The organism is Bradyrhizobium sp. AUGA SZCCT0182, assembly GCF_018130185.1.
GTDB lineage: Bacteria > Pseudomonadota > Alphaproteobacteria > Rhizobiales > Xanthobacteraceae > Bradyrhizobium.
On the sequence record NZ_JAFCLY010000032.1, the window covers coordinates 62,374 to 88,881 of the forward strand.

At 61.4% G+C, this 26,508-nt stretch carries 35 protein-coding genes; 13 read left to right on the top strand and 22 right to left on the bottom strand.

Going from position 1 to position 26,508, the window contains the following annotated elements; translation table 11 throughout:
• Positions 1–58 precede the first annotated feature (58 nt).
• From JQ611_RS28690 to JQ611_RS28705, 4 genes are all read left to right on the top strand, one after another.
• Positions 59–847, top strand: a complete 789-nt coding sequence (locus JQ611_RS28690) for an SDR family NAD(P)-dependent oxidoreductase (protein ID WP_212467323.1) — start codon at positions 59–61, stop codon at positions 845–847.
• 121 nt (positions 848–968) lie between these two features.
• Positions 969–1,154, top strand: coding sequence for a hypothetical protein (locus JQ611_RS28695; protein WP_212262152.1), 186 nt, complete (start codon positions 969–971; stop codon positions 1,152–1,154).
• A gap of 70 nt (positions 1,155–1,224) precedes the next feature.
• A complete protein-coding gene (locus tag JQ611_RS28700; RefSeq protein WP_212262149.1) occupies positions 1,225–1,365 on the top strand; it encodes a hypothetical protein in 141 nt (46 codons plus the stop codon).
• Positions 1,366–1,413: 48 nt separating this feature from the next.
• Positions 1,414–2,004, top strand: a complete 591-nt coding sequence (locus tag JQ611_RS28705; RefSeq protein WP_212262147.1) for an NADPH-dependent FMN reductase — start codon at positions 1,414–1,416, stop codon at positions 2,002–2,004.
• A 9-nt stretch (positions 2,005–2,013) separates the two neighbouring features.
• Here JQ611_RS28705 and JQ611_RS28710 read toward each other — a convergent pair whose 3' ends face one another.
• From JQ611_RS28710 to JQ611_RS28720, 3 genes are all read right to left on the bottom strand, one after another.
• Positions 2,014–2,190: a hypothetical protein gene (locus JQ611_RS28710; RefSeq protein WP_212467337.1), complete on the bottom strand. Its 177-nt coding sequence runs from the start codon at positions 2,188–2,190 to the stop codon at positions 2,014–2,016.
• Between the two features lie 8 nt (positions 2,191–2,198).
• The gene (locus tag JQ611_RS28715) at positions 2,199–2,432 is read right to left on the bottom strand and encodes a DUF6894 family protein (protein WP_212262141.1); all 234 of its coding nucleotides are present in this window, start codon (positions 2,430–2,432) and stop codon (positions 2,199–2,201) included.
• A gap of 405 nt (positions 2,433–2,837) precedes the next feature.
• Complete coding sequence (locus JQ611_RS28720) at positions 2,838–3,020, bottom strand: hypothetical protein (RefSeq protein WP_212262138.1); 183 nt, start codon at positions 3,018–3,020, stop codon at positions 2,838–2,840.
• 245 nt (positions 3,021–3,265) lie between these two features.
• Between JQ611_RS28720 and JQ611_RS28725 the strand changes: the two genes are divergently transcribed.
• From JQ611_RS28725 to JQ611_RS28735, 3 genes are all read left to right on the top strand, one after another.
• Positions 3,266–4,672, top strand: coding sequence for an adenylate/guanylate cyclase domain-containing protein (locus tag JQ611_RS28725; RefSeq protein ID WP_212467324.1), 1,407 nt, complete (start codon positions 3,266–3,268; stop codon positions 4,670–4,672).
• Between the two features lie 28 nt (positions 4,673–4,700).
• The gene (locus JQ611_RS28730) at positions 4,701–5,090 is read left to right on the top strand and encodes a cupin domain-containing protein (protein ID WP_212389651.1); all 390 of its coding nucleotides are present in this window, start codon (positions 4,701–4,703) and stop codon (positions 5,088–5,090) included.
• Positions 5,091–5,345: 255 nt separating this feature from the next.
• Positions 5,346–5,933 (top strand): septal ring lytic transglycosylase RlpA family protein, encoded by a 588-nt coding sequence (locus tag JQ611_RS28735; RefSeq protein ID WP_409411307.1) that lies wholly within the window; start codon positions 5,346–5,348, stop codon positions 5,931–5,933.
• 27 nt (positions 5,934–5,960) lie between these two features.
• Here JQ611_RS28735 and JQ611_RS28740 read toward each other — a convergent pair whose 3' ends face one another.
• From JQ611_RS28740 to JQ611_RS28755, 4 genes are read right to left on the bottom strand one after another with little or no spacing between them, the layout of a single operon-like run.
• On the bottom strand, positions 5,961–6,143 hold the full coding sequence (locus tag JQ611_RS28740) for a hypothetical protein (protein WP_212467325.1): 183 nt from the start codon (positions 6,141–6,143) through the stop codon (positions 5,961–5,963).
• Positions 6,140–6,535 carry a histidine phosphatase family protein gene (locus tag JQ611_RS28745; RefSeq protein WP_212467326.1) on the bottom strand — a complete coding sequence of 132 codons (396 nt, stop codon included), beginning with the start codon at positions 6,533–6,535 and terminating at the stop codon, positions 6,140–6,142. The genes JQ611_RS28740 and JQ611_RS28745 overlap by 4 nt, the downstream gene beginning before the upstream one ends.
• 13 nt (positions 6,536–6,548) lie before the next feature.
• A complete protein-coding gene (locus JQ611_RS28750) occupies positions 6,549–7,037 on the bottom strand; it encodes a DUF6644 family protein (RefSeq protein ID WP_212262127.1) in 489 nt (162 codons plus the stop codon).
• Positions 7,038–7,043: 6 nt separating this feature from the next.
• Positions 7,044–7,400, bottom strand: coding sequence for a DUF6152 family protein (locus JQ611_RS28755; RefSeq protein ID WP_212262124.1), 357 nt, complete (start codon positions 7,398–7,400; stop codon positions 7,044–7,046).
• Positions 7,401–7,614: 214 nt separating this feature from the next.
• Here JQ611_RS28755 and JQ611_RS28760 point away from each other — a divergent pair, with 214 nt between their 5' ends.
• Both JQ611_RS28760 and JQ611_RS28765 read left to right on the top strand, forming a co-directional pair.
• A complete protein-coding gene (locus tag JQ611_RS28760; RefSeq protein ID WP_212262121.1) occupies positions 7,615–8,679 on the top strand; it encodes an AI-2E family transporter in 1,065 nt (354 codons plus the stop codon).
• A gap of 418 nt (positions 8,680–9,097) precedes the next feature.
• Positions 9,098–10,066, top strand: coding sequence for a hypothetical protein (locus tag JQ611_RS28765; RefSeq protein WP_212467327.1), 969 nt, complete (start codon positions 9,098–9,100; stop codon positions 10,064–10,066).
• Positions 10,067–10,079: 13 nt separating this feature from the next.
• Here JQ611_RS28765 and JQ611_RS28770 read toward each other — a convergent pair whose 3' ends face one another.
• The 8 genes from JQ611_RS28770 to JQ611_RS28805 all read right to left on the bottom strand — a co-directional run bounded on the left by JQ611_RS28770 (position 10,080) and on the right by JQ611_RS28805 (position 16,323).
• Positions 10,080–10,991: a ketopantoate reductase family protein gene (locus JQ611_RS28770; protein WP_212467328.1), complete on the bottom strand. Its 912-nt coding sequence runs from the start codon at positions 10,989–10,991 to the stop codon at positions 10,080–10,082.
• Between the two features lie 7 nt (positions 10,992–10,998).
• Complete coding sequence (locus tag JQ611_RS28775) at positions 10,999–11,601, bottom strand: pyridoxamine 5'-phosphate oxidase family protein (protein WP_212389656.1); 603 nt, start codon at positions 11,599–11,601, stop codon at positions 10,999–11,001.
• A gap of 38 nt (positions 11,602–11,639) precedes the next feature.
• Positions 11,640–12,722 (bottom strand): helix-turn-helix transcriptional regulator, encoded by a 1,083-nt coding sequence (locus JQ611_RS28780; RefSeq protein WP_212467329.1) that lies wholly within the window; start codon positions 12,720–12,722, stop codon positions 11,640–11,642.
• Positions 12,723–12,835: 113 nt separating this feature from the next.
• Positions 12,836–13,900 carry a histidinol-phosphate transaminase gene (hisC, locus tag JQ611_RS28785; RefSeq protein ID WP_212467330.1) on the bottom strand — a complete coding sequence of 355 codons (1,065 nt, stop codon included), beginning with the start codon at positions 13,898–13,900 and terminating at the stop codon, positions 12,836–12,838.
• Between the two features lie 116 nt (positions 13,901–14,016).
• Positions 14,017–14,169, bottom strand: coding sequence for a bacteriocin (locus tag JQ611_RS28790; RefSeq protein WP_212467331.1), 153 nt, complete (start codon positions 14,167–14,169; stop codon positions 14,017–14,019).
• A gap of 251 nt (positions 14,170–14,420) precedes the next feature.
• Complete coding sequence (gene pdxY / locus JQ611_RS28795) at positions 14,421–15,275, bottom strand: pyridoxal kinase PdxY (RefSeq protein WP_212467332.1); 855 nt, start codon at positions 15,273–15,275, stop codon at positions 14,421–14,423.
• A 260-nt stretch (positions 15,276–15,535) separates the two neighbouring features.
• A complete protein-coding gene (locus tag JQ611_RS28800) occupies positions 15,536–15,880 on the bottom strand; it encodes a tRNA-binding protein (RefSeq protein WP_212262097.1) in 345 nt (114 codons plus the stop codon).
• Positions 15,881–16,023: 143 nt separating this feature from the next.
• Positions 16,024–16,323, bottom strand: a complete 300-nt coding sequence (locus JQ611_RS28805) for a hypothetical protein (RefSeq protein ID WP_212262094.1) — start codon at positions 16,321–16,323, stop codon at positions 16,024–16,026.
• 151 nt (positions 16,324–16,474) lie between these two features.
• On the opposite strand from JQ611_RS28805, the gene JQ611_RS28810 reads away from it, so the two are divergent.
• The gene (locus tag JQ611_RS28810; RefSeq protein ID WP_212262091.1) at positions 16,475–17,536 is read left to right on the top strand and encodes a dipeptidase; all 1,062 of its coding nucleotides are present in this window, start codon (positions 16,475–16,477) and stop codon (positions 17,534–17,536) included.
• 706 nt (positions 17,537–18,242) lie between these two features.
• Here JQ611_RS28810 and JQ611_RS28815 read toward each other — a convergent pair.
• The 3 genes from JQ611_RS28815 to JQ611_RS28825 all read right to left on the bottom strand — a co-directional run bounded on the left by JQ611_RS28815 (position 18,243) and on the right by JQ611_RS28825 (position 20,375).
• Complete coding sequence (locus JQ611_RS28815; protein ID WP_212389660.1) at positions 18,243–18,860, bottom strand: GyrI-like domain-containing protein; 618 nt, start codon at positions 18,858–18,860, stop codon at positions 18,243–18,245.
• A gap of 216 nt (positions 18,861–19,076) precedes the next feature.
• Positions 19,077–19,292 (bottom strand): hypothetical protein, encoded by a 216-nt coding sequence (locus JQ611_RS28820; protein WP_212389661.1) that lies wholly within the window; start codon positions 19,290–19,292, stop codon positions 19,077–19,079.
• Between the two features lie 249 nt (positions 19,293–19,541).
• Entirely contained in the window at positions 19,542–20,375 is an 834-nt protein-coding gene (locus JQ611_RS28825) for a hypothetical protein (protein ID WP_212467333.1), read from the bottom strand.
• A 340-nt stretch (positions 20,376–20,715) separates the two neighbouring features.
• Here JQ611_RS28825 and JQ611_RS28830 point away from each other — a divergent pair, with 340 nt between their 5' ends.
• Both JQ611_RS28830 and JQ611_RS28835 read left to right on the top strand, forming a co-directional pair.
• Complete coding sequence (locus tag JQ611_RS28830) at positions 20,716–20,985, top strand: hypothetical protein (protein WP_212262083.1); 270 nt, start codon at positions 20,716–20,718, stop codon at positions 20,983–20,985.
• Positions 20,986–22,185: 1,200 nt separating this feature from the next.
• The gene (locus JQ611_RS28835; protein ID WP_212467334.1) at positions 22,186–23,256 is read left to right on the top strand and encodes a GNAT family N-acetyltransferase; all 1,071 of its coding nucleotides are present in this window, start codon (positions 22,186–22,188) and stop codon (positions 23,254–23,256) included.
• 135 nt (positions 23,257–23,391) lie between these two features.
• Here JQ611_RS28835 and JQ611_RS28840 read toward each other — a convergent pair whose 3' ends face one another.
• The 4 genes from JQ611_RS28840 to JQ611_RS28855 form a co-directional block, all read right to left on the bottom strand.
• Entirely contained in the window at positions 23,392–23,562 is a 171-nt protein-coding gene (locus tag JQ611_RS28840; RefSeq protein ID WP_283814739.1) for an integrase arm-type DNA-binding domain-containing protein, read from the bottom strand.
• Between the two features lie 6 nt (positions 23,563–23,568).
• Positions 23,569–24,003 carry a hypothetical protein gene (locus JQ611_RS28845; RefSeq protein WP_212389760.1) on the bottom strand — a complete coding sequence of 145 codons (435 nt, stop codon included), beginning with the start codon at positions 24,001–24,003 and terminating at the stop codon, positions 23,569–23,571.
• A gap of 181 nt (positions 24,004–24,184) precedes the next feature.
• Positions 24,185–24,373 carry a hypothetical protein gene (locus JQ611_RS28850; protein ID WP_212262075.1) on the bottom strand — a complete coding sequence of 63 codons (189 nt, stop codon included), beginning with the start codon at positions 24,371–24,373 and terminating at the stop codon, positions 24,185–24,187.
• A 212-nt stretch (positions 24,374–24,585) separates the two neighbouring features.
• The gene (locus tag JQ611_RS28855; RefSeq protein ID WP_212389664.1) at positions 24,586–24,750 is read right to left on the bottom strand and encodes a hypothetical protein; all 165 of its coding nucleotides are present in this window, start codon (positions 24,748–24,750) and stop codon (positions 24,586–24,588) included.
• Between the two features lie 390 nt (positions 24,751–25,140).
• Here JQ611_RS28855 and JQ611_RS28860 point away from each other — a divergent pair, with 390 nt between their 5' ends.
• Complete coding sequence (locus JQ611_RS28860) at positions 25,141–25,632, top strand: hypothetical protein (protein WP_212262070.1); 492 nt, start codon at positions 25,141–25,143, stop codon at positions 25,630–25,632.
• The last annotated feature ends 876 nt before the right edge of the window (positions 25,633–26,508 follow it).

Here is a 26,508-nt window from a genome sequence, read left to right on the forward strand (position 1 = left end):
CGTATTGGCGCAGACCGGTGCGCCGACTATTGACCGCGATACCGTCTGGGAGAACGCCATGAGCCTGCTCGGCAATCCATTCGACCCCGCACGCGAGGCGGCGCTGGTGACCGGCGCCGGCAACGGCATTGGCCGGGCCATCGCGCAGGCGCTGGTCGGCGAGGGCGTGCGGACCGTATTCGCTGATATCAGCAAGGAGCGGGTCGCGGCTGCGATCAAGGCTTTGCCACGGCCGGAACTGGCCGTGCCGTGGGTCGGCGATCTCGCCAGCGCCGCCGCGCGAGAAACGCTGCTGAAGGACGCGCAATCCGCCGTCGGGCGGGTGACCCATTTCGTGCACAGCGCCTCGCCGCCGCGGCGCGAGGCGGATCATGCCATGGCCGTCAGCACTGAGACCTGGGCGCAGATGCATGCAGTCAATCTCGAGGCCGGCTTTCACCTTTCGCGCGAACTGGCGCGGGAGCTGATCGCGGCGAAACAGCCCGGCTCGTTCCTGCTGCTGACCTCGCTGCATTCAGGCACGCCGCGCAATCTGCCGCATTATTCGACCGCAAAGGCCGGGATGGCGATGCTGGTGAAGGAGCTCGCAAAAACGTTCGGCCGCTACGGCATCCGCGTCAACGCGCTGGTGCCCGGCGCGATTGCCGCCGGCGGTTTTGTTGCCGATCCGTCGCTGCCAAAACACATTCCGCTCGGCCGTCTCGGGGAAGCCAGCGACCTCGCGCCGCTGGCGCTGGCGGTGCTCTCGAACCGGGTGTCGGCCTATGTGACGGGCTCGGCGATCACAATCGATGGCGGCTTGTCGCTGACCAACTGGTTTGAGCCGCCGGAGCTCGGAGAAATGTGAGGCGGAACCCGGATGAGGAGTGCCCGGCGTGGAACGAGCGGGCCGGTTCGGCGGTTCTCACAACAGGCCGCAGCCCTACAGGGGAACCGGTTCCTGCGGCGCCAACCTCAGGGAGCGCGACATGACATCCGAGATGCAAATCCACACCATCGCGCGGCAGATGCTCGAGAAGCATGGCCCGGCGGCGATTGCCCAGGCGGCGCAGAATGCGGTTGCCTGCGAGCGGAAGGGCGAGGCCGACGAGGCCAGCGAGTGGCGCCATATCGAAGACGCCATGAAGATGATGCGAGGACCGCATCAGAGCTGACGGTGTCCCGGCGTTCGGTCCCGGAGGATGACGGCAGTGAACCCTTTTCCATCCACCGCGACCAAAGGGCATGGAAAACATAGCTCAATACATCGGCGTGACGCTGATACTCGGCGTCTTCGTCTGGGGCATGATCGGCTTCTATCGCGGCCTGTCGATGCCCAGGAATGAGCATCGTCTGGATCGCACGGGCGATACCTGGTTGAGCTGAGCCAGCCCGATAGCGAACCCCCGGCGGCCGTGTTAGCCTGCCGCCACAATGACCCATCGCATTCTGGTCCTCTACGGCTCCTATCGCTCTGACCGCATGGGCATCCGTCTCGCCCAGTTCATCGTCGAAGGCTTGCGCGGCCGCGGCGACGATGTCGAGCTGATCGACGCCAAGGCGGTCGGCCTGCCAATGCTGGACCGGATGTACAAGGAGCATCCGAAAGGCCAGGCGCCGGCGGTGCTCGAAGAGCTCGCGGGAAAGATCCGCGGTGCCGATGGCTTTGTCTTCATCACCGGCGAATACAATTGGGGCATGCAGCCCGGCCTCAAGAACCTCACCGACCATTTTCTCGAGGAGTGGTTCTGGCGCCCGGCCGCCATCGTCAGCTATTCGGCCGGCCGTCTCTCCGGTGCCCGCGCCGCTACCGCCTGGCACGGCACGCTCTCCGAGATGGGCATGGTGGTGATCTCTTCCACGATCGGGGTCGGGCCGATCGCGCAAACCCTCTCAGATGACGGCAAGCCGACCGGCGAGGCCGGCAAGGCGCTGGAGCGGGCGTTCCCCCGCTTTGCGGATGATCTGGCGTGGTGGGTGGAAGCGGCAAAGGCGCAGCGGGCGAAGAAGGCGCCTCCGTATTGAGCCGCTAAGTCAGATCGCAGCAGCGGCTGCCGTGCCATGCTTGGCGTACCATTTCGGCCCCCGGCCGCGCATGTAATGCCGCTCGGGCCGGTAGCTGTCGAACGCGCGGTCAATCAGGCGATACCACCCCGTGACGATTCGGTCGAGGCGGTGGAACAGCGGCCTGGTGATTTGCGCGGTGCTCATGACAATGCTCAGTTCGGCTTGCCGAGAACGGACGAGAAGGAGAGCTCGAAGATCTCGTCGTCGAAATCGTCGCTGACATGCACGACCCAGTCGCGCCAGTCTTCCGCGCTTTCTTCCATGATCAGCGATCGCACCACGCAGGCGGCGCGGTCGCGCGCCTCGGCGAGGTTGCTCACGACAGCGCCGAACTGATCGACGCGAACTTCGCGGGAGCTGGAGCAGTGGAAATAGACCTGGGCCATGTCGGTCTCCTTCACCAAGCGAATCGAATCTGTGTCTCAAAGTAACAGCGGCGGATTCCGCTGGATATTCCGGTAGAATCCCGACGGGGAATTACGGGCATGTCCCGCAACGTGACAGCAAACCTACCTGGACGAATCGTGCGGTTCCGTGATTCACATCACTCTGATTCTGTTAACGTTCGATTAACCAAACTCGCGCAGGATTTCCGCCATGGGATCGCAGCGGAACCGGATTCGAGCCGGCAGTTGCAAGAGAGGCCGGTGGCGTAACGCCCGCCGGCCTTTTCTCTTTGTGGCACGTGATCGACTTCCGGTTCGAGCTTCAAGCAAGCGTGATTGCTGATCCCCTCCAGGGATTCGCTCACGCAGGGATGACGGAGGCATAGCGGAGGAGCAGGCGATGACTTACGCCCGCGAATTGCGCGCAAACGTCATGCTGATCTCGGAGCGCGTCTTGCTGACGTTGGAGAGGATCTCGCCCATCAGCTTCAGGTTGGCCATCATCTCCTGGATCAAGAACCCGCCCGCCACGCGTTCGAGCTGCTCGGCGGTAAGCTCCTGCGCCTTAGTATCACGATCGTGCGTCATGGCGGTCTCCTGTGGGTTGGCCGTAAGTGGATTGCATCCGCGTGCATAGGTTGGCCTGGCGGCGCGGACCCGGCCGTGATCCGGATCACGTTCTGGCGGAATCCGGCTTTTGCTTCCCCCTCGTTGAGCTTCACCGAGGCAGGTCGCTGGTTGGGTTACTTTCGGCGGACAAGTCGCTTAGTTGTGTATGCAAGGGGATCGCTTAGCGGGTGTTCGCGTCGCCTTCTTTCAGGTAGCATCGGCGCATGAGCGAAACCGATACCTTGTTTGCCGCCCTGCGCCAGTCGGCCGACGAAACCATCGTGGACATGTTCGAGCGCATGGTGCGGGACGCGCCGGACCATGCCCTGAACAAAATGAACGCATTGGAGATCGCAACCAAAGAGGGGCTCGACGAGGAGCGGGTCATCGCAACACTCCTGAATGCGGTCGGGCTCGGCATGTTCGAGATGACATGGAACGTGATGTGCCCGAGTTGTGCCGGGGTGCTTTCCGCCAATAAGAGCCTGAAGACGCTCAATAGCGCGCAGTACAATTGCGCGTTCTGCGCCGCGGGCTATGAGACGACGCTCGACAATCTGGTCGAGGTGACCTTCACGGTGAGCCCGCGTGTGCGCAAGATCGCGGCCCATAGTCCTGACGAGTTGTCGGCGGCCGAATATTATCACCAGATATTCTGGAGTTCGGCGATCGATCTTCCCGGCGACGTCGAGAAGCTGCTGGGGGAGGTCACGCTTGAAATGGTCGACTTGCCGCCGGGCGAAAGGGCCATCCTTTCGCTGCAGGCGCCGGAAGGCACGTTGATCGTGTTCGATCCCGTGACGCACGCGGCCCAGTTCATCGAGGTCAAGGGCGAGGAGACCGGCGAGCGCCAAAATCTGTCCGTGATGTTCAACAAGGTCCAGGTTCCCGTCGATACCGTCGCCTTGCGCCCCGGGCCGCTGCGGCTGGCGCTGGAAAACCGTACCGACGGCCGCGTGTTGCCGGCGGTATGGGTGGCGAACGCGGCGCTGGACGCCATCCTGACGCGACGCAAGCCCGTGCTCACGGCAACGCGCCTCCTCACCAACCAGACTTTTCGCGACATCTATCGGACCGATACGCTCGCGATCGGCCAGAGGCTCAAGATTCTGAGCCTGACGTTCTTGTTCAGCGACCTCCGGGGCTCCACTGAACTCTATGAACGCGTTGGCGACCTCACGGCCTTCGATCTCGTCAACGAGCATTTCAGGCTGTTGCAGGAGATCATCGCGTCCGAACGGGGCGCCGTCGTCAAGACCATTGGCGATGCCGTGATGGCGACCTTCGAGACGCCGGACCGCGCCATTGCCGCGGCGATCCGCATGCGCGAGGCGATGAGCGACCTTGGCGCCGAGCGGCAGCATCAGAGCCTGAGCTTGAAGATGGGTATCCATGAAGGGTCGTGCCTCGCGGTAACGCTCAATGCCCAGCAGGACTATTTCGGCCAGACGGTGAACATCGCCTCGCGGGTCCAGGGCCTTGCGGCGTCACGCTCGATCGTGGTGACGGAGCAGGTGGTGGAGAACGCGAAAGCCCGGTCGTTGCTTGAGACCAAGGGGCTCAAGCCAACACCCAGAAGCGTGTCCTTGAGCGGGATTGCGGACAAGGTGTCGGTCTACGAGATATCCTGAGCACAATTGGCAACACGGAGACGAAGCCATGAACAAGCCCGTGCCCGTCAACCCGCCCGAACTGCGTTCGACCTTCGTTGCGGCATCTTCGATGCCCTGGCAGCCAACGGACTTCGACGGAATTCAGATGAAGATCCTCTACAAGGACGACGAAGGGCGCTCGACCATCCTGTTCAAGATGGCGCCCGGCGCGGTCGTGCCGCTGCACGAGCATACCGCGCTCGAACAGACCTTTATGCTGGAGGGATCGCTGGAAGATGCGGAGGGCAGCTGCGGCGCGGGTGACTTCGTGTGGCGGCCCGGCGGCAACATCCATGTCGCGCATTCGCCCAACGGGGCGACTTTCCTCTCCGTTTTCAATCGGCCGAACCGCTTTTTCGATGGCAGCAAGTTTTTCACGTCGGACGAGCGGAAGTAGGACAGGGTAGGGCGGTAGAGCCGAACGAGAAATCCGCCGTCAGCCGTCATCCAAGGCGGCGGATTACGCTTGGCTGATCCCACATCCCGCCTGCGACACCCACGAGAGCTGTGACCCAATCACCACACCCCAACGGAATTGCGCTGGCGGGGCGGGGTCTGACGTTTTCCGGCCCCGGTTCCGCCCCGATTGGATTCGGACGATGGGCCGTGCTGGTTTTCGGCTTGGGCTGGGGCGCAAGTTGGGGATCGCAACATGTCCATCGACCGCGCTGCTACTTCGAACGTCGACATCGGAACGAACCGCACTCAACGCAAGGCGCCGCCTTGGATGTCGGCCGCGGGGAAGGTTATGCGGCTGCTTGCCGTTGGCGTGGCAGCGGCATCGCTGGCGGCCTGCTCGCAGACCTCGGGCGTCAGCCAGAAATCCGAACTCCGCGCCAGCCGGGTGGCGTCGCTGGACCACGATCGAATGTCATCGCCCATGATCAAGAGGCGCGTGGCGGCGACAAGAAAGCACACCCGGTTCGCGTCGCGCAAAGATGCAGGCAAACCCAAGACGACGGCCTCGCATGGGGTGGCGAGTTTCTACACCGAGGGCACCAAGACCGCGAGCGGTGAAAGATTCAACACGATGGACATGACCGCGGCGCATCCGACATTGCCGTTCGGCACCAAGCTGCGCGTGACGGATGTCTCGAGCGGCAAGTCCGTGACGGTGCGGGTCAATGACCGCGGTCCCTACGTTCCGGGGCGTGTGGTCGACGTCTCCTATTCCGCGGCCGACGCGCTCGGAATGGTCGGAAAGGGCCTCACCAATGTCAAACTCGACGTGGTGCAGTAGGGGACAGGGACAGGCTGTCGCTGCACGTCAATCGAGCAGCAGGCGGCCGACAGGCTCGCTGCGGTCGGCGCTTCCGCTTCGGACCACCACGATCTCACCGCTTGCCGGCGAGATCGTGGTGAGGGCCAGGATGTTCGCGCCGTGCGTCACGACCAGAAGGTTGCCACGGCCGGTCCATTTGCCGATCACCGCGCGGGCACCGGCGGTCAAGCCGCTGTCTGATCGCGCAGCACGACCACATTGCCGAATGTCGGTGCGGCTTCGACCGGTCCCAGTTCCAGCAGGGTTGCCGTGTCCATGCAGCGACACCATGGCGAGGTGAGGATTTGATCGACCGCGATCCCCTCCGACTTGAGCCGCGCGCCGATCCTTCTCGCGTCGGCGCGGCCCTTGGCGCTGAGATTGCGCTGGGTGGCGCAGTCATCGATCCGGAAGCCCGGCGGATCGCCGACGCCACCCGGCGCATCGGCATGGCGCATCAGTGCGACATGCCCGCCCGCACGCAAGGCGGACCAGGCCGCGGCATCGTCGGCGCGCGCGATGTCCGCCGCGGCGGCAAGGGCGAGGACGAGGGCGACGATGGCGAAACCGTTGCGGCGCATGGCGGCGACCTTCTCAAAGATAGGCGATCAGACGCCCGGCGCAGACGGCGCCGAGCCACAGCAGCAGCGACAGCAGCGCAGTAACCTTGGCGCCAGAAGGTGCTTCATCGCGCCAGAGCGCCACGCGCCGCCACGGGCCGGCATGGGCGATCACGACGTTGACCAGGGCGGCTGCGATCAGCAACAGCTTGGCCTGGAAAGCCGGGTTGCGCACCACGTGCGACGCGTCCGCGCTGAACAGCAGGAAGCCCATGCTGATCGCCAGCAGAAAACCGATGCGTGACAACGGCAGCAGCAATTTCGCCATCGGCGCGATCGGGATTGCGCGCCCCCATCCGAGTAGCCTCAAATCGAGTGCCAGGATCGATCCCACCAGCACGACGAAGCCGAGGATATGCAGGATTTCGACCGCGGGATAAAGCGCGGGCGACGAGCGCATCAGATGACCCAGCGCGCTTTCCTGCAAGGCCAGGAAGATCGACGCGGCGGGTTGCTGTTCCACGCGGGCTTATCGCAATTCGATGCGCTTGCCGTCGAGAACGACGTATTCGATGCGCGCTTCGTCCGGCTTGCTGGTATGGGGATAGCCGAACACGGTGCAGGTCTTGCCGGGCGCGATGAGGTCCGCGGTGATGCCGCGCGCCTGCATGCGCGAAGGCGGCGCCAGCACGAAATGCCAGTGCTTGCCGTCGACCTCCATCTCGATCTCGCAGTGCGGGTTCTCGAAGGTCGATTTCAGGATCTTGCCGGTCACGGTGAACGATTTCGAGGTGTCGTATCCGCCCCAGCCGTGATGGGCGGCCGCAGCGCCTGGCGCAAGGGCAGCCGCTAGCGAGAGGAACAGGCGTCGGGTGATTGTTGTCATGACGGCCTCTGCACGATGGAGGACAACACCGATCCGCGCCGGATTCATAGCGGGTTTTGCATGACCATTCAAATGATCCGGAATAATGCACGTCGCCATCAGGGCGCCCGAGGAGGCAACGATTGAGCCCGTCAAAAGTTCTATACGCGAAGTTCGAGGAGCGCCGTCCGGTTCATTGCCGCGGCAGTGCGGCAAAGCCACAAGGAGACCGGCGGTGCGCAGGATTGAGGATCAAAGTTTTCTGCTGTTGCTGCTCGTGGTCAGCATCGCGTTTGGCTGGATTCTGAAACCATTTTACGGCGCTATTCTCTGGGCCACCGTCGCAGCCGTCATTTTTGCGCCGCTGAATCGGAAGCTGCTGGTCAGGACGGGCGGGAAGCCAGGGATCGCTGCCCTGGTTACGGTCCTGATCATCATCGCAATGGTCATTTTACCCCTGGCGATGATCGCGGCCTCTCTGACGCAGGAAGCCTCCAATCTTTACGCCAAGGTCCAATCCGGAGAGTACGACTTCGCCCGCTACATTCAGCGAATATTCGATGCGCTGCCGGCCTGGGCCACCGGTCTGCTTGATAGCTTCAACCTGAACAATCTCCCGGCCGTTCGCGACTGGCTGGCATCCGGCGCTATGAAGGGTGGACAGGTCCTGGCGCCCCAGGCGCTCAGCATCGGCATGAACACTTTCGACTTCATGATTGGCCTCGGCATCATGCTCTATCTTTTGTTTTTTCTGTTGCGTGACGGTAAAGCGCTGGCTGAACGGATCAAGCGGATCGTCCCCCTTCGCGCAGATCAAAAGACGGCACTCTTCGGCAGATTCGCCGATGTCGTCCGCGCGACGGTGAAAGGTGGCATCCTGGTTGCCATCGCCCAGGGCACGCTTGGCGGGCTGGCGTTCTGGTTTCTGGGGATTCACGCGCCGCTTTTATGGGCGGTGTTGATGGCCTTCCTGTCCCTTCTGCCGGCCATCGGCTCCGGCCTGGTCTGGGTGCCCGTTGCAATCTACCTGTTGGCAAGCGGCGCCGTGTGGCAGGGCGTTGCCCTGATCGTGTACGGAGTGCTCGTCATTGGACTGGTGGACAATCTTCTCCGTCCATTCCTGATCGGGAAGGATGCCAAGCTGCCAGACTATGTCGTGCTGATTTCCACGCTGGGCGGCATTGAAGTGTTCGGCTTGAATGGCTTTGTGATCGGCCCGGTGATTGCAGCGATGTTCATGGTGACCTGGGAGAGTTTCTCCACCTCCCGGCAGGGCAACGCGGCCGGGGCTACGGGCTAACTCGCCAATTGGCCGCTTGCTGGCCGTTGTCACAGTTCTGTCATGGTCCTTGCTTGGCAGCATACGGGCTATGGAGAATTTTATCGATAGTGGATCGTTCGATGCGTCGACGTCAGTTATTTAGGCTATATCTGTATGGATATATCGAGGTCTAGGCTATATTTTACTGGATATATCGAGCCGTGCGTCGAACAACGTGCGAGTTCCCTAAGGTTCCCGTGAACAGAATATTAGGATCAACCAGCGATGGAAAGTTCCATCGGCGCACTTGAGATTGCAACTTAAGGTTTTTTTAAAGTGCTCTCCCTCAAATCGCAGCCAGGTGTCTACACAACCAGATCGATCTCGCGTCGGTCTGTCGCCGCCTGCATTGCATCGGGTGATGACGATGCCGGGCACTGTCCTGGAGTCGCAATTCATGAACTTCCCTGCAGCGCTCATCTCCGCAGGTCTGGGCGCAGCATTCCTGGCGGCCGAGCTCACCTTCTATTATCAGCCCGCCTGGATCAATCCCGACTACGCATTGGGCTTGATCTTCTCCATGCGCCATTCGAAAGCGCGCACCGCAGTCTCGCGTTTGCTGATCAACCCGCAGTCGGCGGAATTCAGCACGCTGCGCTCGGTGGAGGAAAACGCCGCGAAATATGTTTGCGGGGCCGTCAAGGCCAAGGATAAATCTGGAAAATATGTCGACTTCCGCAGCTTCGTTTACACCGTGGCGACGGACTCTGCCCGCATCGATGACGATGGTTTGATTTCGCATAGGCACGGCGCGTTCAGGGCTTGCCCGATCTCGCCGGAAGACAAGGTATCGCCCGACGGGCAATCGATGGTGAAAGCCATTGAGAAGGTCGTCCCGTCCGTCGTCTCCTCGGCCATGTCGACCATCGGGACACAAATGCCGGCGGGAGGCGGGTCCGGAGGGTCACTGGAACAACAGGTTGGCCACATGGCCAACCAGATGACGGGAGGCCCACTGCCGGGAAGCTCGTCGGGCTCGGGAAGCTATTCCGGTTCTGCAAGCTCTTCCGGCTCAAAGTCCGGTTCGGCGGGACAACAGGCCAATTTGTCCTCCAACGCCGTGCTCGACAACGAGAGCGGCTGGAGCAGCGACCGGCCGCCGGCCGCATGGCCGACGTTTCCCCTGGATCACCCGCTGGCGCGATCGGCGCCGAAACGGACCGCGGGCCAGGCGATCGCGCTCGCAAAAAAGATCGAGGACCGCTGGGAGCAAGCGAAATCCGGTAACGCGAAGGCCCGTCCTTCATCCGACGAGATCCAGGAAGCCTGCCGCGCGCTGCTTACGGTCAGTCCGAAAGACAGCAAGTTTCCGAAGGCGTGGGCCGCCTTCGTGCGTTTACGAAAAATCGACCGCGAGGCAGCTTGACGTTACCTGCATGCTACGTCCGTCTCCCGGACAATTCCTTGCCGCGCTCCGTCAGCTTCACCATCACCTGCAGCGCCTGATTGGTCGGCGTGGGAATGCCGAGTTCAGCGCCCTTGCGCACCACATATCCGTTGAGAAAGTCGATCTCGCTGGGCTTGCCGCGCGCCAGATCCTGCGCGGTGGAGGACATCTGGTTCGGCATGTTGGCGGGAATCTTCATGATGTGCCCGGTGATGTCGTCTGGGATCGCGACCCCGCTGGCACGGGCGACCGCGATCGCCTCCTGAACCGCGCGGGCGACGACATCCCTCGTGCCTTCGACTTCCAGCATTGGTCCGTAGGAAATGCCGGCCACGGCGGACAGCGCGTTGAAGGCGCAGTTGATGATCAGCTTGCTCCACAGCGTGACTTCGATGTCGTCGGATATCGTAACGCCGACGCCGGCGGCTTGCAGCGTTTGCGCCAGCGCTTCGCTGGCTGCCGAGGCGCCGATCGCAAGATCGCCGCCGCCGTGATGCCGGACATGGCCGGGACCGGCCATCTCGCTGCCGACATAGACGACGACGGGAATTACGGCGTGGCCGGTGATGGCGGCGAGGCGCGGCGCGTTGTCGACGCCGTTCTGCAGGCTGAGCACGGAGGTTTCCGGCCGCAAGCGACCGGCCAGCGACCGGCCGGCCTGCTCGGTATCGGCCGACTTGACGCACACCAGCACCAGATCCGGCGAGGCGAGGGCGCCAGCGTCGGTTGCGGCTTTGGCGGGCAAATGTCCCTTGAACGTCTTGGTGTCGAGCAGCAGGCCGTTTGCGTTGATGGCGTCGACATGCGGCTGCCGGCCGATGAACGTCACCTCATGTCCGGCCCGCAGCAGCAATCCTCCATAATAGCAACCGACCGCTCCGGCGCCGACGACCGCGACTTGCATGCTGTTCCTAGCCCTTGAAGGTGGGCTGGAGTGGATGCACGTAATCCTTAAAACTGTCAAAGCCCTTCCACACCGGTTCGGGCGCCTCATATCCGGCGCGCGGCGCGTAAACCGAGGGATCGTTGAGCTGCATGTCCGGGATGTAGCGCGGACAATTCGGAAAGATCACGCGCGCGGCGACCCGGACGATCAGCTGCGCGCCGACGGTGCTGGCGAGCAGCGGATCTGCGCGGCTGACGGTTGCCGTGCCGTTGACACGCAGGCGCTGCGGCCTGCCATGCATGGCGATGAACAACAGGCCGACATCGGCGTTCACCAGAATATTGCCGAGGCTCTTGAACATGCCATTGCCGTCGTAATCGGGGAAAGCGAGTTCGGACGGCCCGGTGACGGCTACGAAGCCCGGCATGCCGCCCTTGAACGAGCAATCGGGCCGGCCCTCGGCGTCGGCGGTTGCCAGGAAGAAGTACGGCTGGTTCTCGATGAACACCCGGTCATCAGGTGTGAATTCCTCGCGGGAAAATTCCTCCAGACGGTCGGAAATCCGGCGGCTGTCGAACTGATCCTGCAGCCGGCGATTGCCCTCGTGAAACATGACGGTATCGGTCATCGCTTGCCTCCTCGGTCACAGGGCGGTCGGACAGGTGCTTACAGCAGCTTTGCCAGCACCGCGACCAGCTCGGCCTGCCGGTGCACGCCGGTCTTGGCGAAGATGCTCTTGAGCTGGCTCCGCGCGGTCTCCTTTCCGATCCCGAATTGATCGGCGACGTTTTCCAGGGACTCGCCGAGCGCCAGCTGGGTCGCGAGCCTGGCTTCCGCCTGGGTCAGGTGAAACACCGTACGCAAGTTCGTTTCCGGCGTTGGAGACCGGCTATCGGGATCGATCAGAATGACCATGGCCTGGCAATCGGCCAGTGCATTGGCGGTCGAATTCGAGAGTCTCGCCGGGTACGCAAGCAGCGGCCGGCCGGTCGCACGAGGCAACGCGACCGGCGCGGAAAGTCCGCCGGTCGGACGCCACAGCAAATTGTGAACGGCGCGGTTCAGGGCCGTCGTCGCCCGCGTATCTCTTGCGGTCAGCTGGCCGTTTACGATCCTGATATCATCCACCAGAAGGCGTTCGGCCGACGCATTGGCCTTGAATACATGGCCATGGCGGTTGATCAGGACCACCGCCGTGCCGCTCATTTCAAAAGCTTCCAGCGCGCCGGCGGCGGCGGAAGCGCTGAGCGCGCGGGCGATCGCGGCGCCGGTCGAAAGCCGGCTCGAGATCCGCGCCAGTTCGTCCTTTTCGTCCGTCGAAAAGGGTCCCTGATCGATCGTTCGCTGCAGCGCCACGGCCCAAAGGTCATCGCCGCAAGCAACCTTAATACCGGCGTACCAGCGCAGGCCGTGCGGTGCGAGGAACTCCTGGTAGTAGGGATGTTTGGCGATCTCATCGGCGCTGTGGCCGTCGAAATCGTCGGCGACCCCGCGCTGCGTCAGGGTCGGGACGGTGCGCATTCGCTCATCCTGCAAGTGCCATCCGTCCCGGAAATAGTCTTCCATCACTCCGGAAACGTTTTCGGTATAGGGGACATTCGGGAGGGCGTCGCCCGACAGGGGCAGCATGACGGCCCCAAAGCTCCCGGTGGCCGAGGCCACGGAAGTCAGCGCCTGGACCCAACGCGTAGGATCAAGGCCGGCTTCGGCAAATTCCTGTTCGGCGGGGCCGAAATTCCACGCTGGCAAGGGTTCTCCCGGTCGCAAGCTAGAATCTGAAGCTGCTCAGAAATACGCCGGGGTCACTGGGAAGGCAACAACCAGCCCAAATTTGCGGCGCTAACCTTACCCCGAGCGGATGCCTAGGCGCTACCCAGGATGTCGGACAGCGCGGACAACAACCGGTCGGTTTGCCCGTCGGTGCCGACGGTGATCCGCAGATAGTCTGATATCCGGGGCGCTGCAAAATGGCGGACGATGACCGCGCGCTGGCGCAGCGCCGCGGCCAACGCCGCGCCCTGATGCGCCGGATGACGCGCGAACACGAAGTTGGCGGAGGACGGCAGCACGTCGAAGCCAAGCCGTGCCAAGCCTTGGGTAAGCCGCTCGCGGCCTTCGATCACGCTTGCGCGGCTCTTCTGAAACCAGGCTTCGTCCTCCAGTGCGGCGATGGCGCCGGCCTGGGCGGGGCGGCCGAGTGGATAGGAGTTGAAGCTGTCCTTTACCCGCGTCAGCGCCTCGATCAGGCCGGCGTCGCCGATCGCATAGCCGACGCGCAAGCCCGCGAGCGCCCGCGATTTCGACATGGTTTGAACGACCAGCAGGTTCGGGTGCGAAGCGACCAGCGGGATCGCGGTCTCGGCGCCGAAATCGACATAGGCCTCGTCGATCACAACGGGCGCGTCGGGATGTTGCTCCAGCAAGGAAGCGATCTCGGCCAGCGACAGCGCCACTCCGGTCGGCGCATTAGGATTGGGCAGGATGATCGCGCCGGCGGTGCGGCGATAATCGGCGAGCCGGATCCGCATGGCCTCATCGAGCGGCACGGCCTCATAGGCGATGCCGAACAGGCGGCAATAGACCGGGTAGAAGCTGTAGGTGATGTCGGGGAATAGCAGCGGCGCATCGTGCTTCAGGAGGGCAGCGAAGGCGTGGGCCAGCACCTCGTCCGAGCCGTTGCCGACGAACACCTGCTCGGGGCGCACCTTGTGGTAGGCGGCGAGGGCCGCGCACAGCGCGGACGCCTGCGGGTCAGGATAGAGGCGCAAGCTATCGGCGGCCTCGCGATGGATTGCTTCCAGCACGCGCGGGGAAGGGCCCAGCGGGCTTTCATTGGTGTTGAGCTTGACCAGATCCGCGATGCGGGGCTGTTCGCCCGGCACATAGGGTTTCAGGTCGTGCGTCAGGCGGCTCCAGAAACGGCTCATTTATTCTCCAGCGAGCAGAGAGCGAGTAGGTCGGATTAGCGAAGCGTAATCCGCCATCTTGGATAATCCAAAAACGGCGGATTACGCTATCGCTAATCCGTCCCACAGCGTCAGGCTCACTTCAAATTGGCGAACATTATCTTGAGTGCGAGGATCTGTTCGTACTGCTCCTTGGTCACCTGAACGCGTGCCTTGCCACCCGACACGGCGTTGAGTTCTTTGTCGGAAAGCGCATCGGTCTGAGCGGTCTGGGCGTTATCGACTTTCATGGCATTCCTCCCTCTGGCAGGTGGGGCGCGACCACCGCGACCCTTTCTGTGATCTGGAGCATGTCTCGCGCCGAACGCGAGTTCCGTGACTCACATCACGCCTGAGCTTTTGAGGTTTGAACCTGATGACGATCTCCAGCGATGTCGTCATTCCGGGATGGTCCGCAGGACCAGACCTCAGGGGCGCAATTGCGCCCCGGGGAATCTCGAGATTCCGGGTTCGATGCTTTGCATCGCCCCGGATGACGCTATCAACTGCGTACCGCGACCGCTTCGAACCGCCGCTTCGGGTGGACGAGCAGCTCCGCGGTCTCGACAATCCGCATTTCCTCCGTCCCGCGCGCCGCGGTGCGCTCCAGCACGGCTGATATGGCCGACGCCGCGTGCCCGAGCGCTTCCGGTGTGGCCTTGTTCTGAACGCGCGCGGAGGTGAAGAGCGCGGCGAACAGGTCGCCGGTGCCGTTCGGGCTGATGGGAACTTTCGGCGTGCGCACGCGCCAGGCGTTTGACGCCTCGATGGCGAGGGTCTCGATCTCGCCGTCAGGCGTATCAGACAATTCGGCCGACGTGACGACGACCGTCGATGGACCGTGCGCCATCAGCGCGCGCGCTGCTTCGATCATTTGATCCGACGTGGAGGCCTTCGCCCCGCACAGCCATTCGAACTCGAAATGATTGGGGGTGATGATGTCGGCGAGGCCGCACAGCCGGTCGCGCACCAGCGGCGGGATGTCGGCTTTCACGAACAGGCCGCGGTCGCGATCGCCGAGCACGGGATCGCAGACATAGCAGAGGGCCGGGTTGCGGGCCTTGGCGCGCGCGACGAAGTCGGCGACGACAGCGGCATTGTCAGCCGAGCCGAGATAGCCGGACAGGATCATCTGACAGGTGTCGACCGCCCCGCGCTCCTCGATCCCGAGCAGGAGATCGGCGACCAATTGCGCCTCCAGCACCCGGCCGCGGATGGTTGGATAGCCCGGCCGGTTGCTCAGCAACGTCGTCGGCACCGCAATGACGTCGATGCCATGCATCTGCATCGGAAACACCGCGGCAGAGTTGCCGACATGGCCGTAAGCGACCTGGGACTGGATGGAGATGACGGTCATGGCATTGAATGTAGCCCGGATGAAGCGCAGCGCAATCCGGGATTGCGCAGGGTGGAGACGGTCCCCACGTCATTGCGAGCCATCGGGCGAGCATTCGCGCGATCCGGTGGCTCGCAATGACGGCGCATATACGTCCGCCTTCTCGCGGCGCGAAGCGTCCGAGGTTTGGTAGCCGGACCCTCCGTAACAGAGGAGAGCGCAGCGAAAGCCGGGTCAGCGCGCCGCGCTGCCGCATGCGTTCGCGCCGGCGTAAAATTTGGTCAAAAGACCGGCTCGCCGATCGCCACCTCGCTGCGCGGGCCGAGGACGATCACGCTGCCTCCGGCGTCCTTTGCGCCGAGGATCAGCAGTTCGGATGTGAAGCCCGCGATGTTCTTCGCACCCAGATTGCAGACGCAGACGACCAGCGAGCCGAGCAGGGCTGCGGGCTCATAGTTCGTGATCTGCGCGCTCGACCACATGATCCTGTCAGCGCCGACGTCGACGCCGACCTTGAAGGAGGGATTGCGCGCGCGGGGGAACGGCTGGATATCCACGACCTTGCCGATCCGGATGTCGAGACGGGCGAAATCGTCGTAAGTGGCCGGGGCTTTCAGAGGGGACATGTCTTGCGTATGGCACATTAGCGATGTCATCGGAAGTGAGTTGCGCAGGCAACCGGCCGATGGACGTCTCGCGCAAGGTGGTGAGGCGCGGCGGATTAGCCGAAGACGTAATCCGCCGTTTTCGTATGAGCCCAGACGGCGGATTACGCCTTCGGCTCAATCCGCCCTCCAGGTTTCTTCGAAATTCTGATCGACACGGAGCCGCGGCGCATGTCAGTGATCCCTGACGATCTGAGAAATGCGCGCCGCTGGACGAAACCCTCATCGGGGTCTGCTGTAATACAGCCGTCCTGCAGCACATCGTCGAGGAATACGCGGACATCATAACCGTCCGCGATCAGCGCCAAATGATTGCGGTAGCCCGGATCGAACATCACTGACGATACACGGCCGAGGAAATGCTGTTGTACACAGCGGCGGAGTTCAAATGCGTCCGCGGTCATCACGCGTTGCTCCGAATCGATGCGTGATGCTGGCTGAATAATGCTGTAGCCGCGGAATTGTTCCTCAATAGAGGTTGCACACGGACCGGTTCTGCGGAAAATTGCAGACGATCTCGCAACTCGCGATATCTGTCACGGGCGCCGGTAAACAATGACCACCAACATTTCCATCTTCGACGGCCATAACGATGTCCTGCTGCGTCTTTACAAGTCGGCTTCCGGCGACGTGGTGTCCGATTTCCTTGATGGCGAAGACGCCGGCCATATCGACCTGAAAAAGGCCAGGGCAGGAGCTTTCGTCGGCGGTCTGTTCGCGATGTACTCGCCATCGCCAGGCAACTTTGCGTCGCTCAGCAAGCAGATGACGGGCGGACAGTATGCGGTGCCGCTTCCTGATCCGCTTCCCATCGAAGAGGCACGGAAATCCGTCGCCGGTGAGCTGGCGATCCTGATGCGGGTTGTCAGGGGATCGCAGGGCGCCGTGGCGCTTTGCAAGACGACCGCCGAGATCCATTCGGCGATCGAGCGCGGAGCGCTGGCGGTGGTGCTTCATCTGGAAGGCGCCGAAGCCATCGACGGTGATCTGCATTTTCTGGAGGTGCTGTACGCGGCGGGCCTGCGCTCGCTGGGACCGGTCTGGAGCCGTAACAACATTTTTGGCCATGGCGTCCCGTTCCAGTTTCCCGGCGGGCCGGATATCGGCGACGGCCTGACCGCTGCCGGCGAAAAGCTCGTTGGCGCCTGCAACGAAATGAAGATCCTCGTCGACCTCTCGCACATCACCGAAAAGGGCTTTTGGGATGTCGCGCGCCTCTCCAAAGCGCCGCTGGTCGCGACGCACTCCAACGCGCATGCGTTGTGCCCTTCGCCGAGAAACCTTACCGACCGGCAATTGGCAGCGATCCGCGATTCCGCCGGCATGGTCGGTCTCAACTTCGCGACCTGCTTTCTTCGCCCTGACGGCAGCATGATCGCGGATACGGATGTCGAACTGATGGTGCGTCAGCTCGACTATCTCATCGACAAGCTCGGCGAGGACCACGTCGGATTTGGATCGGATTTCGACGGCGCAACCGTGCCGGCGAAAATCGGCTCGGCGGCCGGGCTGCCCGTGCTCATCGGGGCTCTCCGGCAAAGCGGATACTCCGAGCCGCTGTTGAAGAAGCTGGGCTCGACCAATTGGCTCAATCTGCTCGAACGCACGATTGGCTGAAACCGGGAGCCGTCGCTCTCCTGGCGACCACGCCTGCCGCCTGCGGCGAGCTTCGGCTGACACGTCTCTCTTTGCGCTCGCGCGTTCCTCGGAAAATTCGGGGTACTCCGAAAGAGTAGCTGTTGTTCGCGCAGTTTTGGAATGCGGACCTGCTTCAGGCGCGCGAACTTCACTTCTGGGGCGGACCCGTGTTTCCAGAGCCAGCCCTTGGCGAACCGCCCCACGATCCGTTATTCGAGATCGGGGTGATAAAATCCCTGTGCAGGGCGGTTGGTCTGTTGGCGCCATTGAACAACACGGTAACGCCCGTGTTGCTATGGCTCACTTCGACAACGATCCCAGTCTGCCCGGCCAGTTCCGGGCATCGAGCGGCTCCGAGTTCACTCATCTTAAAACGAGTGCCGGCGACCAATCTGGTGGTTTCCTGATCCATCCCTGAAGCTATTCAATAGTGAAAAGGTCTTTCCGGCTAAAATGCAATGATGCCAACTGGTTATAATAATTAATTGCGCGACTCAGGCAGCGGCTAATTTAAGTACGTTCCAGGTTCGGTCGTCTGTCCGATATCCGACATTACGGGGGCAGCTGCCACTTTTTCCCGGGAATCCGTATGAAGCGACCGACCTCGAAACCGGGAAACCCGGGGCGTGTACGGCGCTAATTAATATTGGTCGCAGGCTGCGTTCTTTTGGTTCAAAGGGCGGCCTCAGCCAGCGCTTCTGACCGGTTGCCGCAGGATCGTCTTGAGCTTTTCCGGCGGCGTCCGGCGTGCATCGCTCAGATAGATCTCGTGATGAGGCCCTGCAAACGTCATCCCCATCGCAGGCATGATCTCGTGGTGAAGCCTGGCGAGCACCGGGCCTTCGTCGTCATAGCTGCCGACATGCAGCGTCTGCAGGCATCGCCCTTCGTCCAACGGCTCGAGGCGCAGCGAGACGGGAGGCTCTCCGAGCTTGTCCCGCGACCTTGCAAGGGCAGCCTCATACAGGGGCCGCTCGACGAAGTCGGGCACCATGATCATCATCGTCCATTGCCACAGATGCTTCCGCCGCCCGACAAAATCGTCGGGATTGTCGGCCCACCAAAGGCCTTCGAGCGGCGGAACCACGTAGTCTTTTCCCGATGTGCTCTTGCTGGCAAATTTCATCGCGTAGCTCAGCGAATACAGCCACTCGATGGCGCGCTGATAGGCTGGATCACGATTGGGGTCGCCTTCGCCGTTGATCTTGACGAATTGCATGGCAGGCATGTTGATGGTGGCAAAGCTGCCTTTAGGCGCGCTGTAGAATGTTGCGAGCTGCTTCTTGAAATCGATCTTGTCCACGTTCGTCACGGTTCGCTGGATGCTGCGCTGTGCCGCGTTCCGGTCCAATCCGCCTGCGGTGGCGCGATCCGCCGCTTGAGACACGTAGCGGCGGATTGCGCACCGCGAATCCGCCGTGCAGGCTGGGAATGGTTGGCAGGCATGTCGCCAACGTCAAGCGCGACGTGGTGCGCTAGCAGGCGAGGGCGCCTCTCATCCGAGAGGCGGCGCATTGCATCATGCTTCGTCTTTGGGCACGTATTTGCCCGCGATGCATTTGTATCTCTGTAGTTTCCATTGGTGATACGGACCCTTGGCGAGCCAATCGGCAATGCCGATTTGCGCATTGACCATACAGGCGGTCATGGTGATGCCCGACTGCTCACTGTTGGTGACGACTTTCTCCAGGCATAGCTGGCCGTTGCAGAGAACGGCGACAAGAGTAACGAGCATGGCGTCCTTCGTTGATAGGAAATTCCCGGTCAACTAACTCCATGCAGGCTTCATGCCATGATTCTGCATGTTCCGTACGCAGCCAAAGGCTTTCCCGGTAGTACTACGGGCGCGCGAAACCAAACGCCGCAAGCGCGCTACTCGGTGGGAGTTTAGTGCAACGGGTCCGTCCAATGCGCGGCCCGATGACAGGCTCCGGCGTAATGCGCCGCTTTAGAAAAACACGTAACGGCAGATTACGCCTACGGCTCACGGGCTGCGAGGCGACCATGGCCATGACACTGACGGTTGCGGTTTTTTGGCTTGCGGCCGCACCGGGGGCGGCGCCGGCTTTTGCGACTGGGCGACATTGGCCGACTGCCGCGGACGCGGCAGTGGTGTTCCGGGCATCACCTTTGGCTCTTCAGGGATCATCTTTGGCTCGTCGGACATCGCCTTTGGCTCTTCGGGCAGCGCATTTAACTCTGAAGCGCTGGCGATGATGCGGGCGAGTTGTTGCTGGCTTGCGTTGACCCGTTCGGTCAGCGTCTGGCTTTCGCGCGCCATCTGGATCTGGCTCGCCCTGAGCTGGTCGATGACAGCGTTGTTGCGCGCTATTTCTTCCCGGCCCGCCGCGAGCTGGCTCGTGAGATTTTCATTGTCGCGGACCAATTGTTCTTGCCTCACCTTGAGGTGTTCGAGTGATTGCCTCAAGGCCGCGAGATCGCGCGCCATCGGTTGGAGTTGCTGCTCCAATCCGGCGGACGCGGCAACAGCAGCCGGTGCGGCGTCTTTCGGCGCAGCGGCTTCCGGTGCCGCCTGTGCCAAAGCTATCGGAGCTGAGGGGGCCGTCATCGCCGTATCAGGGGAGGATGACCACCACCAGGCGACGACACCAATGCATGCTGCCAACAGGCAACCGGCGACAGCCACATGGCGCCAATCCGCCAATCGAGGCTTCGCTGCTGGCGGGGCGCTCGACGTCTTCATGCTGGGCGGCGGGGCCGAAGCACTAAATCCCGCTTCGCGCGCCAGGTTCGAAAGCTGCTCCTCCAGGCTCGCGATCTGCCCTTCGGCGAGCCTGTCGCTCATTGTGGAATTCATTTGGTGCTCCGTATCAAATGCAATGGCACCCGCCTGAAAGTGGATCCGCACATCTGCGTTTTAACGCAGCCGAGGAGGCGGAACTATGTTCACGGCCGGAGAACTACGGAAGGAACTCTGACCCTTTGCGCGCGCTGCATTCATCGCCAGCTCGCGTAGCCCGCCGCGAAAGTTCCAGCGAACCTTCACGCCGTCTCGTGCGACCAACGCGCGGTTCTGCATTCCATGATCACCATCATCACATTCTTGTATCACATTTTTGTGCGTCGCACCATTGAACTATTGCAGCGCAATAAACGACTACTAGATCCGCATTCCAAGCCATCGAAGGAGAATTGCCGTGAAGAAGATTACCCTGTCCGTCGCTGCCGCCGCCATGTTCGCGATCACGGCCGCTGGCGGCGCTGTCGCAGCCGAGTTGCCGTCTTATGAACGGTCAGGCTTGCCGGTCTCGGCCGTGCAGCTTCAGGTGCTCGGCGTTGAGGGCGTCCAGGAAGCGTCACCCGTTGCCACATCGGTCACGGCAGTTCAGCTCAGCGTCCTGACACCGCGGAGCAAGATCACGACCGCCCAAGGCCGCACCGAAACCGTCGGCCGCGCCATTCAGTGAGGACAAATGCTTGATCGGCGCTTCAACTGGCGCCGATGCACGAGCACCTTGTCGCGTTTGCAAGAAGCCCGCGATGTCGTCGCGGGCTTTTTTTCGTGATGAGGGCGTACAAATGCGAAGCAACGTGTTGTTAGGAATTGACCCGCGCTGATTTGCGCGACTCCGATTCGTTCCTTGCGAACAAACTGGAGTCGGATGGAGAACAAAGCCGCCTTGGCTGATCCATGCTGCGTAGGGGCTGGGCAGTAGGGCGCCTTTGTTGTGGCGATCATGACAACGATAGTCCATGCGTCCGCGATCTCGCGGCGTGAAGCGTCCGAGTTTTGCGACTTGCTGACCTCCTGAAGCGAGGAGGGCAGGAAAAGCCGGGTGCACGCTGCACCCGCGGTCTCGTGCTAGAAACAACCAAGTGTACAAGATCGCTTCCCTTGCCGCGATCAATCGTTGCAGCCATCATGTCGAAACCAGTGCCGACGGCTGGGCCGATGATATCAGGCTCTCCGACATTGAGCCTGACTTCCTCTGTACCGCCTGCGGCAAGCGCGCGGCGCGGAAGTGGGACCGGTGTTTTCGCAGGCCAGCGTGCGCGCCACGCCAACTGCATCTCAGGCCGGCATGATCGGCGATTTAAATGGTAAAGCGGACCACTGAACTTTGAGCCCGCGCCTGTCGCTACCTCTCAATCGGCTCGTCGATTGTCTTTACAGATGCAAAACATTGCCACACTCAGGAGAAAAGCAATAACACCTCCAGCATTGCCGAGCGGCACCCAACTTGCTGCCGAACATCCATCCCCTTGTCAGATCGAACAGCGCCGGGATCGCTGCGGCGAACAACAACCAAATGACGGGCTAGTAACTTTGGTCGACTCGAAATGTGGCCCAGACAATCAGAGGTAAAGTAGCACGCGCCAGAATGAGCTTCGGGCAAATGCAGTGCTTGGCCGGCGCGAGGATGACAATCGTCATGCGCATTATGACCGAGGTTCGGGCCGAATGACTCACGTCCCAAAGCCTCTACGTCATTCTCCGATTTCAGGGGTTTTCGATGTGGGGTTGCGGTGGTAGTAATTCGGCGCTCACTCAGCGCCAAGGAAACGCCATGCCAGCTCAAAGTCGTTACCAGTGCCGATTCTAGCTCACGGCATAGGCGTCATTTTTAGAAAATGATCAGCTGTCTTTTTTCTTACAGGGCCGAGCTATGAAGATTATCGCCATTGGCGAGATCGACCGAACAACATGGAACGATGTAGTTTTGTCGTCTCCCGATGGATGGGTGTTTTCACTCTACGAGTGGCAGGAATTGATCCTGCCGGTTGAACGATGGGGCCTTCAAGAGCGTAGCTTCGGCGTAGAAAGGGACGGCAGAATTGTCGCGGTCGTGCCGCTCCAATACTCGAACACATGGAAGGTCACTGCTTCATCCGGCTGGGGCGGGAGCGGTCCGGTGTTGGTGCCAGGATTGTCTAGAGACGAGGAGAACGCGGTACTCTGCGAGGTAATCAAACAGATTTGCGCGAGTGCTCGCCACGATCACGCCGAGCGTATTTCGATGAGCATAAGCCCGATTACGAAGCGCTCCCTAACGAACCGGACTGGTGTGAGCCCGACATACAAGTTCGGCTTTGCCGAGACGTCCACCGACGCGATGGTTGTTGACCTTAGCCAAACCGAAGATCAGCTTTGGCTGGGTCTATCGCAGATTGCGCGCAGGAAAATCCGCAAAGCAAAGAGCGAAGGTTACTCCGCTGAACTTCTTGACTGGGTAAAGAACATCGACCCCTACTACGATATTCACTGCGAAACCTATTTCCGAACCGGCGTTGAACCACACCCCAAAGCGTATTTTGAAGGGATGGCACTCAAGATATCACCTCTCGGTTTTAACTTCTTGTTGGGCGGCAAAGCACCAAATGGAAGCGTGGTGGCCTTCCATAACTCTGCGAAGATGCCGCACTCTGCTGTTTACCACACCGGATGCTCGCGCACCGCTCACCAAAACTCTGGCGTCAACTATCTCCTGTTTTGGGAGGCGATGCTCCAAGCAAAGCGGCTCGGCTGCGAATGGTACGAGGTCGGCGAAATCTTTTCCGGATCGACGGATAAGAAAAGCCGGGGTCTTACGGAAATAAAAACCAAATTCGGCGGAGTCCCTCGGCGGTACTTCAAGGGCCACACCGAGCGATTGGAGCCCTTCTTCCTCTTCGATGAAAAATATGATTCTCAGACGTTCGAAGAATACGCCTTTATCGACGACGACCAGTTTCGTTGACACGACCAACCAGCTTCTACAGACAACGCTCGGGCCAATAATCGAGAATGAAAAGAACATTGCCAAGTCGGGTCGCGGCACGAAGAAAATGGGAACGATGTTTGCGCCCATTACGCATTCCGAATTTATCGAAGATTATTTCTGACCGCGGGCAATGATCGGATCGATGCCGGCGTCGCGCAGCTTCTTGGCCTCGCCGTGATCGATGCGCGCCTGCTTCAGCGACTTCGCCGGATAAGCGCCTGGTCCCATCTTGCGCAGCCGCTTGTAAATGCGGAAGCGGTACCGGCTACGGCTTCGCCTCAGCGCGGATCAGTCGGCGTCGGCGATCTGCCGCTCATAGTCGGAGGCATTGGATTTATCCGTCATGACCTGCGGACAGCGGAAGCAGGCCGCTTTGCCTTCCTGACGAAACCAGCGGCAGGTGGATCTGATCTGGCAGGCAGGCAGCGCGTTGACGACCACAGGGGTGCCCGCAACGATGCGTTCGGCCAGGCTGCACGCGTTGCCCTTGAAGTGCTTGCAGCCGCCGCTGGCGCCGGCGCACGGCGCCGCAATTCTGAAAAGTTGCGTGGGCTTGGCTGACCCTGCCAGCGCCAGCAGCTTTTCGGAAACCGGCAGGGTCTCGGTGAGATAGCCGACCCTGTGTTCTTCAGGCGTGCCTGTCATGACGCCAAAGACGCGCGCGCCATCAGCGGTTGCCTGGGCACTCGGGCAGTCGATTTCTTGGCTGGATCCTCGGGACATCAAACGACCCTCCGGTTCGCGGCTGGTGCCGATCGATCGCCTCATCCGCAGTTCGGATGCAGCGGGAACGCAATCCGCGGCTCTGCCTTGAACGCTCAGTCTCGCAAATGCTTATCTGAAAAGGCTTCGAGACGGCGTCCGGCGCGTCGCGCGCCAAACGCCATCCCGCATATGAAATCAACTAACTTGTCAGCTTGGTGGTGGTCGTCTTCGGCCCAACGGCGCCTGTCGTGGTCGTGCCGGTGCCCTTGGGATCGATGCGCCTAATCATGCCGCCTGCGACGGCTTCGAGTTGATCCGGGTTGAGCTGAACCGGCGCTTCGACCTTCTTGTCGGCGGACTTCTTGGAGTTCGTATCAGACTTTTTCATCTGCGCTTCTCCTCTGCCGAGACGAAGCGACCATCCGCTTCGACTGTGGAAGGATGCTATCACGGACTGGCTGGTTTACCAGCACCGCACAGCGGTGCTGCTGTGTGACCACATCACAGCGCGGCGCGAGCAGACGCGGAGCTTCGGCCCCGCGCCTTCGCTGCTTGCTTGTCTGCGAGGCCCAAGTGCTTTTCACTGTTTCATAACAGCGGTTATTTCAGAACAGCCATGGCAACCATGGCTCCGAGCATGAAGGACGTGTTCAACAGGCACGCCGCAGCGAAAACCTTGGTCGTCGTATCCATCCCGCCAGCGACCGAGTCCAGTTCGTCCATCGTCAGTTCAGTCGACGTTTCATTCGAATTTGCGCGTTCCATGTTGTCATCTCCTGTTGCCGTTCCGATGCACCGTTGCATCGGCATGGACAGGACGATGACCGATCAACGAAGTCCGCGCTGTTACGCGGGGAACAGCGACGCGGTAGCTTCTTGCATGATGAGCGCGCACAACGACTAAGCAACGTGTTGTTAGGAATTGGTCCGCGCCGATTTGCGCGATTCCGATTCGTTCTTTGCGAACAAACTGGAGTCGGATGGAGAACAAAGCTGCGGTGCGGCGTGCTTCTCTGCGACGGTGTCTCAAGCGTCGGAGCTTACGTCTTTTCATGAACTGCGGCGGACAAGCCGCCTCCAAATCCTGCGCTCTATGAGACTTGCGACTCCCGTCCGTAGGTGATCAGTTTGGCCCGAGACAGGCGGGAGGCTGATATGAAACGAATTCTTTTGGCGGTTTTGTTGCTCGGGGGCTTTTTGGCGGCGCCGGCGCTGGCGCAAACCAAGGTTGGCGACTGGGAGGTCGAGAAGCGCAGCGGAGACGATCATTGCAATGCGGCCCGCGCCTATACCGACAAGGACGATGACAACAGCGACTACGTGATCGTGCTGAGCTACTCCAAGGAGGCGATCGTGGTGGCCGTGATCTACGACGGCTGGGAGTGGGACAAGGTCGGCAAGATCCTGCGGGCCGATGTCGGCACCGACGACAAGGACATCATGAAGAAGGCGAAATGGGAGGTCGTTGACAAGACCGCCGTCCGCGGCACTTTCGAATTCCAGCAATCGATCCTGGACACGCTCGCCAAGGCCAAACTGCTGACGATCGATTTCGAGGACGACGAGGACAACAGCGTCGAAATCAAGATCCCGCGGATGGGCGAGGCGCTGGCGGCGCTGAAGTTTTGCGAGGAGAACAAGAAGTAGGGGGCGGGGCCAGGCAAGCGGCTGGAGAAGGCGATGAAGGCGGGGAAGGTTTCGTAGCGCCATACACTCGGTGTCGTCCCGGGCTTGACCCGGGACCCATAGCCACCGGCGGCAATTGTTTTTCACGAGCGTCGTTATCTTTCTTTTTTATCAATGAGGGCCGCGGAGTATGGGTCCCGGCGTTCGCCGGGACGACGTGGATATAGTTTCGCGATCTCGCGGCGCATTGCGCCCGAGGTTTGCTAAAGAACTTCCCGCCCCCGAAATGAGAGGGCGCAGGGAAGGCCGGGTGCGCGCTGCACCCGCGGTCTCGTGTGCGATTGTGCAAACAAAGCTGCACACGAGCATACAGGGCAGCGGGGAACACCCAGCCTTCCCTGCGCAATGGCTTTACGGCTTATAACGCGCTCTCCCTGGTGAGACGGCCTCTATTGCCACCGTCGCCCCTCGGAAGCGTTAGCTCCCGAAAGACTTGACGCCGTTACGGGCGCCAGGACCACACGCTTTCGCCGTACGCTTCAGTCACGACCGTCAATCGCAACTGTTACGTCCACCGCGACCCGCCCCTCGTCATGACGACGGCCGACGCCCCTCTGAGTGGGACGGGATAACGCAAATTCGTAGAGATGATTTGCCCGACGAGGAAAGCGGAATTTTGCCCGTCGGGTTAATTTGTCGCACTCGCATGTCGTCCCGGCCGAGTGCGCAATTGCGCACGGGGGCCGGGACCCATAGCCACCGTCGGCTGTTGTTTTGCGTGCCGGTCATTATCTTCTTTCCGAGCAATACAGGCCGCGGCGTATGGGTCGTAAGTCTCGGTGCCTCGATTAAGATGGGGCGATCGAGGCGGGCGTTGCGGGGTTTATGGGAGGTCGT